Source organism: Terrisporobacter vanillatitrophus, assembly GCF_051148895.1.
In the GTDB taxonomy this organism is placed as follows: domain Bacteria; phylum Bacillota; class Clostridia; order Peptostreptococcales; family Peptostreptococcaceae; genus Terrisporobacter; species Terrisporobacter vanillatitrophus.
This window is the reverse complement of the sequence record NZ_CP154625.1, coordinates 1664408-1677720: the sequence shown is the minus strand read 5'-3', so window position 1 is coordinate 1677720 and position 13313 is coordinate 1664408. Positions and strand designations below refer to the sequence as shown.

The window sequence follows — 13313 nt, the reverse complement described above, 5'->3', positions numbered from 1 at the left end:
AGTAAATTATTAATTAATTTTAGAAGTAGTCTGAAAAATATGGAGTTTGTTGTTCTATGGAATCCTCCAACATATCTACGGTTTCATGACTACAAGAAATACGTCCTATTTTGTATAAATAGTCTGGGCGTTTATATCCAAGCAACATTGTTGTCATTGTTTGAATATCTATTTTATCATCTGTTTGTTTTGAAGTACGTGTGACTTTTCCCTTTCCATCAGTATCAATAGTGAGGATGAAATTTCCTTGGTTACATGAAAGAAGAGGATCATCCATTTTAAATATCCATTCTCTTTTTATTGTGTCTGGTTTAAATGGATACTGTTCAATAAATCCTTCCAAATCCACAATACGAGCCATAAAGTATGGTGATATAGTTTCTTTTATATCTGCATCTTCAAGTAAAAATGCCAAAGGTTCATCTGTGTAAGTGTACCCTTTAACTTTAGTTATCATTGAAAAATGCGCACTTATAAAATTCCAAAGTCCAGTACGAGCTTCTTCATTAATAAATATCATATCTTTTATATGAAATATTTCTTCTTTTATCAAGTATAGTATGTATCCATCTGGCTCATTTTTTTCGTTGTAATATATGGCTGCTATCAAGTCGTCTGAATCCCAAAGCCAATATTCATTCCAAGCTAAATCATCTCTAAGTAATGCTCCATGTGTTTGAAGTGCAAATCGTTCATAAGCTTTTTTAACTTCTTCACTGTCTGTATCAACTCTCTCCACATCTCCAGATACTTGTTTGATCTTAGGAAGTTGATAATCATTAATTTCATAGGCAATTCTATCAGATATAATCTCCCATCCTTTTCTACGATAATATGGTATAGAGTAAGGATATAAGTAAGATATGGTCTGCTTTCTTTCCTTCATATTTTTTAATGATTGATACAATAATTTGTGCATAAGCCCTTGGTTAGCATACTCTGGATAAGTACCCACACCAGTAAGTCCTCCCATATCATAAGTTTTATTAAATATACGAACTTTCATAGGATAAACAGCTACTTGAGATATTAATTTTTCTCCATCAAACCATCCAGAAACATCGGCTTTCTTCAATGTTGGAGATTTAGCACGAATAATTTCTTTTTCTTCCCATCCTATTTCTTGTAAGTCTTGGTCCGTTACTTGGAAAACATATCTTAATAACTGATTATATTGTTCAAGATGCTCTAAGCCTACTGGCTTCATCTTTAATTCTCTCTTTCTAATCATATAATCCCCTCCATTTTAGTCAATTTTGTTGTTATATTTAAAATATCATTTAATCTTTACTATTTATATAATTATAAACCTTGGTGTTACACCAACGTCAATCTTAATCTTTAATATTTACAACTCTGTTATATTATTTGATTGTTAATATGAACTATGCACAATCATTATAATAAAAGACTCTAATTATTCATTTATTTTTATCCATAAATTTCCTCTTTAGCTATCTATTACAATTATATCATATGATTATATTGTAATTAAAAAGTAGTTACTAGGATTTTATAAAATGGACCCTATAAAGTGGATACTAGAAAAAGTGTTTACTTGTATAGGGTTTATTTTTGTGTAAAATATTCATTAAGGAGTTGACTAATTATGAACAAAAAACTATTTTCTAAAGAAGAGATTAATAAATTATCTGAAAATAAGTATGTTAAAAGCGTAAGTGAAAATGCAATTACATATACTGATGAGTTTAAACTATTATTTATAGGTGAGTATGAGAGAGGAAAAAATATAAGGCAAATATTTGAAGGTGCTGGTTTTGATATAGAAATACTTGGTATTGCTCGTGTTAAACAGGCTAGCTATAGATGGAGAAAAATGTTTAAAAGTGGAGGTGTGACTGGATTAGAAGATAAAAGATCATTAAATTCTGGAAGACCTATTAATCGAGAGTTAACAATGGAAGAAAATTTAGCTAAAAAAGATGCTGAGATAGAATATCTAAAAGCGGAGCTTGAATTCATAAAAAAGTTAGAATGGAGCGAAAGGCAGGTGAAAAAAGGTAAATTACAAGCATCTAAAATATTTGGACTGATAAAAGGTTTGATTTATAATTTTAATTTAACTGGAATGGTAAGGCATTTGTGTAAGATAGCTAATGTATCTACTTCTGGTTATTATAGGTTCCTTAAAACAAAAGATTATAGGGATATAAAAGAAGATAGAGATATAAAATCAAGAGATATTATATTAAAAGCATTTAATCACCGTGGATATAAAAGAGGCTCTAGGTCTATAAAGATGACATTAGAAAATGAATTTGGAATAAAAATGAACAGAAAGAAAATTCAAAGAATAATGAGGAAGTATAATATTATTTGCCCGATACGTAAAGCTAATACAAAAAAACGTATGATGAAGGCTACTCAGGAACATCGAGTTGTTCCGAACATGCTAAATAGAAAGTTTAAACAAAAAATTCCGGGGAAAGTTTTATTAACAGATATAACATATATGCCTTACGGCAGTTGTAAAATGGCATATTTATCAACAATAAAGGATTCTTCAACTAATGAAATATTAGCCTATAATTTATCAAATAGTTTAGCTATAGATATCGTAACTAAAACTATAGATAATTTAATTAACTTAAAATCATTCAAATTACATAAAGATGCTTTTGTTCATTCTGATCAAGGCGCCCATTATACAAGTCCTATTTTTCAAAAACTTCTTAAAAAATACAATTTAGGACAATCTATGTCTAGAAAAGGCAATTGTTGGGATAATGCTCCTCAAGAATCATTCTTTGGTCATATGAAAGATGAAATAGACTATAAAAGTTGCAATACATTAGAAGAATTACAATTTATGGTAGATAATTATATGGATTATTACAATAATTATAGATGTCAATGGAATTTAAAAAAGCTGACTCCTAATAAGTATAGAAGTCAACTTTTAATGACGGCTTAGCCAGTCGTTTTTTCTAGTGTCCTTGACAAAGGGTCCATTTTATTACTTCTAGTAACTACTTTTTATACTCTCCACTTCTCACAGTTCCACACTTTATTAACAATATCTTTGTAAAATTCTTTGTCATGACTTACTAAGATTATACTCCCTTCATATGAAATAAGAGCTCTTTTTAATTCTTCCTTTGCTTGAACATCTAAATGGTTAGTAGGTTCATCTAAGAAAAGTATATTACTTGGTTTATTTATAACTTGGCACAGTCTAACTTTTGCCTGCTCTCCACCACTTAGAACAGAAACTTCACTATTAATATGCTCATCTGTTAAACCACATCTTGCAAGGATTTTTCTCACATCTGTTCTATTCATATTAGGAAATTTATTCCAAACTTCATCTAAAACAATATCATCACTTGCAAATACTTCTTGTTCATAATAGCCAATATCTATGTGATCATCTAATATGACTTTGCCATCTATTGATGGTATAATTCCCATTAAACTTTTTAGTAGTGTTGTTTTTCCTATCCCATTTGCACCTGTAATTGCTATTTTATCATTTCTCTCCATTTGTAAATTTAGTGGTTTTGTAAGAGGTTTGTCATAACCAATAACAAGATTTTTTGTTTTGAAAAGAACTTGCCATGGTGCTTTAGAGTATTTGAAATTGAAGTGTGGTCTAGGCTTAATCTTATTAATTTCAATTTTGTTCATTTTTTTAAGTTTCTTTTCCCTTGATTTTGCTTGAGCTGCTGTTGCTGCTCTTGTTTTATTTTTTCTAATATAATCTTCTAATTTATTAATTTCATTTTGTTGCTTATTATAATCTCTTTGTAATTGCTCTTTTTGTAATTCATGTTGTTCTAAAAACTTATCAAAATTTCCCACATATCTAGCTAATTTCTTATTTTCCAAATTATAAATTATATTTACTACCTCATTTATAAATTCAGTATCATGAGAAATAAGAATAAAAGCATTTTCATAGCTTTTTAAATAAGATTTTAACCAATCAATATTTTCTTCATCTAAATGATTTGTAGGTTCATCCAGTAATAAAATATCTGGCTTTTCTAGTAATAACTTGGCAAGTAATACTTTGCTTCTTTGGCCACCACTCAAACTGTCAGGATTTCTTAATAAAAATTCTTTTATTCCTATACCATAAGCAATTGCATCAACTTTGGAATCTATACTGTAAAAATCACTTTCCTCTAGAACACCTTGTAAATTTGATGCTTTATCCATTATTTTCTGTAGCTTATCTTCTCTAACATATTCCATTTCTTCGTATAGCTTTGTTATATTATCTTCAATTAAATACAAATCATTAAAAGCACTTTTTAAAAATTCCTCCACACTTTCATAGTCATTTATATTAACATTTTGATCCATATATCCCACACTTATTTTACTATTCCACTCTATAATTCCACAGTCTGGTAAAAGTTCATTTGTAATAAGTTTCATAAAACTTGTCTTTCCTTCTCCATTTGCACCTACAAGTCCTATATGTTCTCCTCTCAATAATTTGAAAGATACATCATTAAACAATATTTTATCCCCAAATCCTTGGGTCAAGTTATTTACACTTAAAATGCTCACGTTCATCACTTCCTTTGTCTTTTTACATAATACTTACAAGTATATATTAAGACTTTTGACATGTAATAGCCAAGTCCATACATATTTCTGTATTAAACTTGCACAAAAATAGCTAAATTTATCATATGTAAATTTAGCTATTTTTGTGCCAAGTCATTGGCGATATTTTATTCTCACTACTTCTTTAGTGATCTTATTATTCTTCTTATACTTGATTCTGTAAGGTAATACTCATTGGCCAAATCTTTTACAGATTTGCCACTAGAATATTTGATTAATATTTCTTCATTGCGTTTTTTCAATTCATTTTTTGTGTTTGTATTTTCTCCCCAAGATTTTTTGTTTTTCTTAGGAATATATATATAACCACCTTCTATATACTCTTGTAAAATTTCTATTATATTTGAAGGTAAAATATCTTGCGCTTTTTCATACTTCATAAGTTTTAGCTCCCATCTACATTTTTATTTGTAAATTAAGCAACAACTTATAGAAAACATGCGCTCTTTTTATTTGAAATTTGCTCTATACAAATACTACATGTTTTCTTAGTTATTGCATAGAGCTTACTTCATTCACTTTCTTCATAGACATTTTTACCACCTCACTTTAAATTTATATTAAAATAATCTATTTATATTCGAATAGTCCCTGTTTATAAATATAATACCAAAAGATATAATAGTTATAATAACAGGTATTTGATAACATGCCAAAGATAATACCTTTCTTTTTAAACATCCCTTATTTCTTTTTGAAAATAATAAAAAAATCATTACTATTCCATATCCTATCATGCAACCTAAAGTATTATTTATAATATCATCAATCTCAAATATACCTCTCTTGCTTATTAATTGAAGTACTTCGATAAAAATCGTCATACATAATCCTAAAAAATAAGTAATATAAAACTTTTCACATTTTTTAAAAAGTAAGGGTAGCACAATCCCAAAGGGAACAAACATCAATATATTAAGAATTAAGTTCCTAAGTTCTAGTAAAGAAAATCTATTCCACACTTTTATATAAGAACTAAATATATGTAAATTAATATTTTCATACATACCAGGTATTCTATGAACAAATGTAGCTCCTAATACCATAATAGTATAAATTAAAAATATACTCCATAATAAAATTTTACTTGTATTTAATTTTTTAGTGCCTTTCATAATCTTCTTATATATTAAAAAGTATATTATTAAGAATATACTAATTCCAATGGACACACTCCCTATGCCTAGTAAAAAATATTCACTGGCCATATGAATAATTGATGAGATTCTCAATTTGCTGCCTCCTCATGTAATAATATTTGTAGCTCATCTATAAATTCTAGTTACTTTTTTAGTTTATCATATGCTTGCAAAACTTTATATTACAATATGTTAATTTGTAATTATTTCTAACTAAAATAAATGAGAATTCATGAAAATGCTGATAAAATATCTGAGTTTTTAAGTTCGGCTAATCCTAATTATTCAGATAAAGTTCTAAAAGATATGTTACATAAACATTTACAATATGTTACAGATCAAGTTGTTGCTAAGTTAAATAAAGATTGGAATGCAGATATACAAGCATATGATAAGGGTGAGGATCATATGATTATGTTTGCAGATATTATTACTGACGGTTTAATAAAACAATTCCCTCACTATATTTAATATTTTTAATTAAAATCTTATTTATTTTTTTCTAGTTCTTCAATTTTTCCTTTTGCATAATCTAATTCATGTTTCATAGTAGTTACATCATGCTGTAATTCATTTATCTGATTAGACAAATATAAAAATCCCCAAAATACTACTAATATTAAAATTAAAAATACATATAGTTGGTTTTTCATTGCTTTTAAAAGCTCATCTTTACTTAAATATTTTTTCATTAGAAACCTCCCTCTATAAATCTCCAAATACTAAACTGGATTAGCCTTATACATTACTTTATTCTCTAAGTGTATTGTATAAAATCTTATATAGTTTATCAAAATATTACCTTTTAAATAAGGTAAAAAAATCCAATCAATAACTATTATAACATAGTCAATAATTTCACATTCCAATCTGAAGTAAATTTTATATATTTTTTTAATACTAAAAAAGAGCATATGTAATGCTCCTTAAGTTTGTAATGTATTTAATTATTTAAAGAATTTTCATCAATTTCATTATAAAAAGCATATCCACTAAGTAATAAGCCTAATCCTCCTATAATTTTTTATTTTGTGAATAACATAGGAGTGTATCTTATTCCATCTGTTATTTGTTCTTCTTGCATTACTAAGAATCCAAGGTGTTTATAAGCTTCTATAGCATAAGGAGATGAATTAACCGTAATGGAATCACTTGTACAATTTTTAATAGCTATTTCAAACAATTTTCGTCCAATACCTTGTCTATGATATTCACCTTTTATAAAAAATAATGCAATATGGTTACCTGCATTTCTAGTTGCAATAATACCTGTAAGTGATTTATCTATATATGCACCAAACCATTCTAAAGATTTAACCCATTCAACATCATTGATACATTCTTTAAAGGTTTCAATTCCTTTTTGAGAATAATCAGGTGCTTCATATTGCATAAATACATTTAATACTAAGTCTAAGGCACCTGCAATATCATCTTGTTTTAACTTTTTTATCTCCATATACACACCTCTCATAAATATAAAAATCCCTCATTATAAATTAACACTTGGAGCACTTTATAAAACTAAACATTATCTCTAATTAAATTTTTTCCTTTATGCCATTGAGTTAGTAATTCACTATCTCCACAATCATAAAGTTCTCCTGTTAATATTTTTTCTCTTTCAGTCATATGATTTCCTCCATAACATTCATCAGTTTTTCTATATCTTTTAAAATCAAACTATGCATGGTATCTTTATACCTATAGTAATCAATAGTCAAAACTCTCTCTTTAATTGTATCTCTTAGCTCTTTTTTATATATAACAACATCCTGCAATGCAGCAAGGGCTTGTCTTACTGCTGTTGGCTTATCGTCATCTAAAATTATCAAAACATCATTAATATTTTTATTTATTATATTATCAATATCCCATCTTGCTTGTTTGCAAAATAGTCTGAAACCACGGACTCTGATAACATATTTTTCACTATATATCATTTTCATAAATTTATATATATAAGGATAAAGCAAATTAGAATTGTCTGAAGCTTTCTCTAGTTCTTTTAAAACTTCAAAGGCTTGTGATGTATCCTTACTATCAAGCTTAGATACCATAAAATTTAAATCCATACTCTTCCTCCCATTCTTATTTATTTACTCATTTTTTATATAAATAACATCTATTTTATATAAATTTCAGAAACTACTTTCTAAATTAAATTTTTCGTCTATGAAAATCTATTTATATTTTCCATATACACATAAATCATAAATATTATTATTTTTGAAAACAGCATTCTTCATAATGCCTTCTAAAGCAAACCCATTTTTTTCAAGAACACGTTGTGACGCTGCATTGGGTTTATACACTAAACCTGTGATTCTTACAATATCCAACTGTGAAAATGCAATGTGAATAATTTGTTTTACTGCTTCTGTCATTATACCCTTTGACCAGTTTCTTGATAGTAAAAGATATCCTATTTCAGCATCTTTAATATATACGTCATCCTTCACTTCCACTGATATATTTCCCACATATTCCTTATCAACAACAATTGCTCTAAAAATGCCTTTTTTACCTTCATTTTCTTGAACCATGCTTAGCCACCAGTTTGCATCCTTTTCTGTATATGGAAAAGGTATTCTATTTGATAAAAATTGTCTATCTACATTATTGCATATATTTGCTAATATGTGCTTATCATCTATTGTCCATTTTTTTAATACAACCTCCATATATATCCCTCCAACATTTACTTAAACCATTTGGATTTATATACTTTTTCCCCCTTTGATTTATTTAAAACAATTGTAGCATAGTAATTAATTTATAACATTATACAAAAAAATGGTGTCCACAAGAACACCATTTAATTTATTTATAGTCATATCTATTTAATTTTTTAATATATTCCAACTTGCTATTTCTTATTATCTTAAAGAGTTTTAGTAAAATAGTACCTTTTTCCTACTATAGGATAATTTTCTAGTACAAAAGCTTCTTTATATCCATGTTTTTTATAAAATTCAGGTGCCTGGAAGCTAAAAGTATCTAAAAATGAATACTTGCAACCACGTTCTTTTGCTATATTTTCCCCTTGACTTAAAATATTACTTCCTATATTTTGTCCTCTCAGTTCTTCACTCACCCACAAAAACTTTATAAACAACCAATTACCGTGTGTATTTCCAATTAAGCCTGCAATTTTTTGACCTGCTTTATCTTGTAAATAAATTCCTAAATCTCTTGGATTTTTATCTTCAATTCTTGCTAGATTGTACTCTAATAACCCTTTTAAAATAATATTTTCATCTTCTTTTGTGATTTTATCAGTGATCTCAAACTTCATTCAATTCACCTCTTTTTATTAGAATTGATAATTACTTTAATAAAGAAGTAATTTCATCTAAATAATATATATTTAACGCATGAAGAGCTCTTGTACAGCAAGTATAAAAAAGTAATCTTTCATCCTCACTGTTATAATTCTTGTTGCTTGCATCGTATATAAGAACCACATCAAATTCAAGACCTTTGGCTAAATATGAAGGTATTACTAATACCCCATTTGCATATGAGTCATCATCTTTTTTTATGGACTTTACATCCATATTATTATCTTTTAAGAAATTATATAAATCTTCAGTTTGTCTTGCTGTTTTTGTAATAATACCAATAGATTTATAATTTTTTTGCTGATAATATTTAATATCTTCTATAAGTTTTTCCTTCATATGATTTTTATCATCAAAACCAATAACCTTAGGCTCATCACCATGTCTTTCAACATACTCATCATCTGCATTTTTTGTAAGGATATTCCTTGAGAATTTAGTAATTTCCATTGTTGAACGATAAGTTTTTGTTAAGTTTATTAGTAATGTATCACTCTTTGATAGATTATAAATATTATTATAGTTTCCAACATTCATAAATGGGTTAATTGATTGATTTATATCACCTAATATGGTCATTTTTGCAGATTTAAAAAGTTGATAAAATATTTCATATTGTAGTGGCGTATAGTCTTGTGCCTCATCTATGATTATATACTTAATTTGTGATGTACTAGGGATCTGACCAAAAGCACATTTTAAATATAAAAGTGCAACTTGATCTTCATAGTTAAGTATATTTGCATTTAAATTATCTATTGAGTAAATTTTTATATGTTCTATCAAGCTATTATTATATTTCATATTCATCTTGTTTAAAAATATATCCAGATGCTTAAATAAATCTTTATATATTTCAATTAAATTAAACTCTGTCATTTGAGAAATTTTATTATAAACATCTTTTAAGCTTTCCTTTACAATAGAAGTACTTTCTTCTATCATTTCTTCTCTTTCTATATAATCTCCAGATTCAAAAAGTTTTTCATATACTTCATTAACCCAAGCTTCTTCATAAGGCTCAACAAGAAATTCAATTCTAGATTTTAATTTTTTTAGTCTTCTTTTAATTGGCAAATCTGAAAAATCATTATAAAATAATTTTTTTATCTCATCAGCTGAAATTACTAATTTATTTCTTACTATAATATCTTCAAAATCTCTATCCATTGTTTCCACATAACTTATATACTCTTTTAAAATATTAGTAAAGTCTAGAGAAGTTTTAAACTTAATACTTTTAATTCTATCTTCATAGGTTAGTTTATCTTTATAATCAAGTATATACTCCATCATTTCTGACGATGTCTCTTTTTTGAATTCATCTCCTAATTCCTTATGCATATAGTCATTAAATGTTGTTTGATACATATTATCTTCACCAAGTTGAGGTAATACGTTTGAAATATAGTCGTTAAAAATATTGTTAGGAGAAAATATTATTATATTTTCAGGTGTTATTTTATCTCTGTGTTTATATAGTAAATACGCTATTCTATGAAGTGCCACTGATGTTTTTCCACTTCCAGCTGCTCCTTGAACAATTAAGTTTTTATAATTTTCATTACGAATCACTTGATTTTGCTCTCTCTGAATAGTTGTAACTATAGCTTTCATTTTATCATCAGAATTTTTACTCAAAAGTTCTTGCAACATTTCATCATCAATACTTAAGTTGCTGTCAAACATATACTCAATTTTTCCATTGCTGATTTTATATTGTCTTTTCCCAGTTATTTCACCAGATATTATACCTTCTGGACATTCATAACTTGCTCTACCAGTTTCGTAGTCATAAAACATACTTGAAATCGGCGCTCTCCAGTCATAAATAAGAAAATCAAAATCTTCATTAATAAGGTTTGACAATCCAATATAACATTTTTCAGTAGAATCTTCTTTATCTTCAATAAAGTCAATTCGCCCAAAATAAGGAGATTCTAGCATTCTTTCATACTTTTCTTCAAGCTTTTGAGTAAATTCATGATCTCTTTTTTGATTTTTCATAATATCCATAAAGGATATAAAATCTGAAAGCTGATCTAATCCATTTTCTATAGAAATAGATCCAAGATCATTCCACATTTCTCTTTGTGTTTCTATAGCCTCTTTTTTTAACTTGTCTTTAGCATGGCGTTTTTCATCAAGTTGTCTTTTTGCCTCTTTAAGAACTTTTTCCAACCATTCATTTTCCAGGTTCCACTCATAATTATTCACACTCATTTTATTTCCTCCTTAACTATATACATTGACTTATTTGATTTACTCTATCAATTATATAGAAATGAATATATATTAACAGTCTGAAAAATAAAATTTATTTATGGTATAATTATAGTGGGAGATAAATAAGACTTACTCCTTTAGATTAAATCATTGATTATAATATATATAGCATAAAGCTCAATCATGGTAGCTCTACTAACGGAAAGATTATAATAATAAAAGGCAGAGAATAAACCTCTGCCTAGAACAACATTATATTATTAATTTGTTGAAGAACCAAAAGTTCTCCTTCACCATATATTTGCCATTGTCAACTATATAATTAAATGCAACCAAATTATGAACATTATTGTTAAGCAGGTGATGGAACTTGTATATCAAAGCAAAGTAATGCTCTTGCAGTACCATTTTGAGTGCTTATTGTTACATGATCTATATTAGTTGCTGTAAGTGCAGCCGTTTCATTTGGAGGTACAATTTCTTGTAAACCATCTACAACGAAAGTAATGTCTCTTTGTCCTAAGTTTGTTAACATTACTGTTCCAGTTACAAGTAGATTAGCAGAGTTTCTATAAACCTCTCTTCCAGTACCTGATGTAGCAGTTGTTCTTATACTAAATTGTTCCCTAACAAATCCTTCGCAACATTCACTTTTTATATCGCAATCGATTTTCTTATCATCACAATCTTTTCTCTTATCATCACAATCTTTTCTCTTATCATCACAATCATTTCTCCTATAATCACATTCTGGTTCTGTATCCCATCCACAGCAACATTTTTTATTCATCTCATACATAATAATTTCATCTCCTTTTAACTAGACAACCTTTAAGATTGCCTGTAATATATGATATTATTTATATGATATTTTGTTACACATAAATTTACATTTTTCTACTTTTTTTCGTATCATATGACAATTGTGCATTTATTATATTCCTCCATATATAAGTGGCTGACTTCATGATAAATTAGATATAAAAATACTAACTTACAAATTTGAAGTTTATATTATTCTCCTTTAATAATTTGTACTCCAACACCATTGGGATCATTTACAAAGAAACATTCCATATGTCCTCCCAAAATTACTGGCTCTCCAGAAATAATCTTACTCTCTCTTGATTTTTTCAAAAGATCATCATAATTTGATGAGCAAATTCCAATAGAAATATTGCTATTTTCACAAGCATCTTGTTTTGAATTTTTATCATAAATTAGTTCAATTTTCATTCCATTATCTGCTGTAAAAAAAGCAATCACCATAGAATCATTTGGCGAAAATTCCTCTTCTTCCTTCATTCCTAAAAAATTCCCATAGAATTCTTTTGATTTTTCAAAATCCTTGACTTTAATAGTAATCCAATTAATTATCATTTTTATTTTCCTCCTTTGTATTATTAATTAATAAACTTTGCTTATTTGTAATTTATCTATACTTGCGATAGTAAAAATAACTATCACTTTCCATATTAGGTTGTTTATGACCAATTGGAGTCCTTTTTTCAAATAACTCAAAACCACATTTTAGAGCAAGATGACATGATGGCAAATTAGCACAATCAATAGTTAAAATAAGATATTTTATATCTGATACATTAAAACACCAATTTACTAATTCATTTACTGCTTCTGTTGTATATCCATTTCTTTGGTATTTTTCTGATATAAAATATGCTATTTCAACTTCATTCAACATATCTTCAAGTCCCATTCCAACCATGCCAATCATTTCGTCTGTATCAATTAATGCTATAGCATATCTTTTGTTTTCATAAATATCAGTTGAATCTCTTTTGCTCTGAAGCCAGTCAATGTATTCATAATATGATTGTGGTGAATCCCCATTTTCTGACCAATCAGGCATAAATCTCAAAATATTATTTTCCCTAACAATTCTATAAATATTTTTTGCATCTTTTCTTTCAAAATCTCTAATTACTATTCTGTTAATTTCTATTCTCATATTCTCTTAATCTCCTAATACATAATGATTTTGCAA

General features: G+C 27.4%; 15 protein-coding genes. 2 read left to right on the top strand and 13 right to left on the bottom strand.

Features of this window, described 5'->3' with window-relative positions; genetic code table 11:
• Positions 1–19 precede the first annotated feature (19 nt).
• The gene (locus tag TVTCOM_RS08460) at positions 20–1231 is read right to left on the bottom strand and encodes a GNAT family N-acetyltransferase (protein WP_434799395.1); all 1212 of its coding nucleotides are present in this window, start codon (positions 1229–1231) and stop codon (positions 20–22) included.
• 378 nt (positions 1232–1609) lie between these two features.
• On the opposite strand from TVTCOM_RS08460, the gene TVTCOM_RS08455 reads away from it, so the two are divergent.
• Positions 1610–2935 (top strand): IS3 family transposase, encoded by a 1326-nt coding sequence (locus TVTCOM_RS08455; RefSeq protein WP_434796432.1) that lies wholly within the window; start codon positions 1610–1612, stop codon positions 2933–2935.
• A 62-nt stretch (positions 2936–2997) separates the two neighbouring features.
• Here the strand turns inward: TVTCOM_RS08455 and TVTCOM_RS08450 are convergent, their stop codons facing one another.
• The 3 genes from TVTCOM_RS08450 to TVTCOM_RS08440 form a co-directional block, all read right to left on the bottom strand.
• Positions 2998–4539, bottom strand: coding sequence for an ABC-F family ATP-binding cassette domain-containing protein (locus TVTCOM_RS08450; protein WP_434799394.1), 1542 nt, complete (start codon positions 4537–4539; stop codon positions 2998–3000).
• A 176-nt stretch (positions 4540–4715) separates the two neighbouring features.
• Complete coding sequence (locus TVTCOM_RS08445) at positions 4716–4979, bottom strand: CD3324 family protein (RefSeq protein WP_434799393.1); 264 nt, start codon at positions 4977–4979, stop codon at positions 4716–4718.
• Positions 4980–5159: 180 nt separating this feature from the next.
• Positions 5160–5831, bottom strand: a complete 672-nt coding sequence (locus tag TVTCOM_RS08440; RefSeq protein ID WP_434799392.1) for a VanZ family protein — start codon at positions 5829–5831, stop codon at positions 5160–5162.
• A gap of 129 nt (positions 5832–5960) precedes the next feature.
• On the opposite strand from TVTCOM_RS08440, the gene TVTCOM_RS08435 reads away from it, so the two are divergent.
• A complete protein-coding gene (locus TVTCOM_RS08435) occupies positions 5961–6209 on the top strand; it encodes a hypothetical protein (protein ID WP_434799391.1) in 249 nt (82 codons plus the stop codon).
• A 17-nt stretch (positions 6210–6226) separates the two neighbouring features.
• Here the strand turns inward: TVTCOM_RS08435 and TVTCOM_RS08430 are convergent, their stop codons facing one another.
• From TVTCOM_RS08430 to TVTCOM_RS08390, 9 genes are all read right to left on the bottom strand, one after another.
• Entirely contained in the window at positions 6227–6430 is a 204-nt protein-coding gene (locus TVTCOM_RS08430; protein ID WP_434799390.1) for a hypothetical protein, read from the bottom strand.
• 332 nt (positions 6431–6762) lie between these two features.
• Positions 6763–7197 (bottom strand): GNAT family N-acetyltransferase, encoded by a 435-nt coding sequence (locus TVTCOM_RS08425; RefSeq protein ID WP_434799389.1) that lies wholly within the window; start codon positions 7195–7197, stop codon positions 6763–6765.
• Between the two features lie 169 nt (positions 7198–7366).
• Entirely contained in the window at positions 7367–7813 is a 447-nt protein-coding gene (locus TVTCOM_RS08420) for a hypothetical protein (RefSeq protein WP_434799388.1), read from the bottom strand.
• A 108-nt stretch (positions 7814–7921) separates the two neighbouring features.
• The gene (locus TVTCOM_RS08415) at positions 7922–8422 is read right to left on the bottom strand and encodes a GNAT family N-acetyltransferase (RefSeq protein WP_434799387.1); all 501 of its coding nucleotides are present in this window, start codon (positions 8420–8422) and stop codon (positions 7922–7924) included.
• A gap of 200 nt (positions 8423–8622) precedes the next feature.
• Complete coding sequence (locus TVTCOM_RS08410) at positions 8623–9036, bottom strand: GNAT family N-acetyltransferase (RefSeq protein ID WP_434799386.1); 414 nt, start codon at positions 9034–9036, stop codon at positions 8623–8625.
• A gap of 31 nt (positions 9037–9067) precedes the next feature.
• Positions 9068–11305 (bottom strand): RNA polymerase recycling motor HelD, encoded by a 2238-nt coding sequence (helD, locus tag TVTCOM_RS08405; RefSeq protein ID WP_434799385.1) that lies wholly within the window; start codon positions 11303–11305, stop codon positions 9068–9070.
• A gap of 355 nt (positions 11306–11660) precedes the next feature.
• Positions 11661–12107 (bottom strand): S-Ena type endospore appendage, encoded by a 447-nt coding sequence (locus TVTCOM_RS08400; RefSeq protein WP_434799384.1) that lies wholly within the window; start codon positions 12105–12107, stop codon positions 11661–11663.
• Positions 12108–12322: 215 nt separating this feature from the next.
• A complete protein-coding gene (locus TVTCOM_RS08395) occupies positions 12323–12688 on the bottom strand; it encodes a VOC family protein (protein ID WP_434799383.1) in 366 nt (121 codons plus the stop codon).
• Between the two features lie 52 nt (positions 12689–12740).
• Complete coding sequence (locus tag TVTCOM_RS08390) at positions 12741–13277, bottom strand: GNAT family N-acetyltransferase (protein ID WP_434799382.1); 537 nt, start codon at positions 13275–13277, stop codon at positions 12741–12743.
• Positions 13278–13313: the final 36 nt, after the last annotated feature.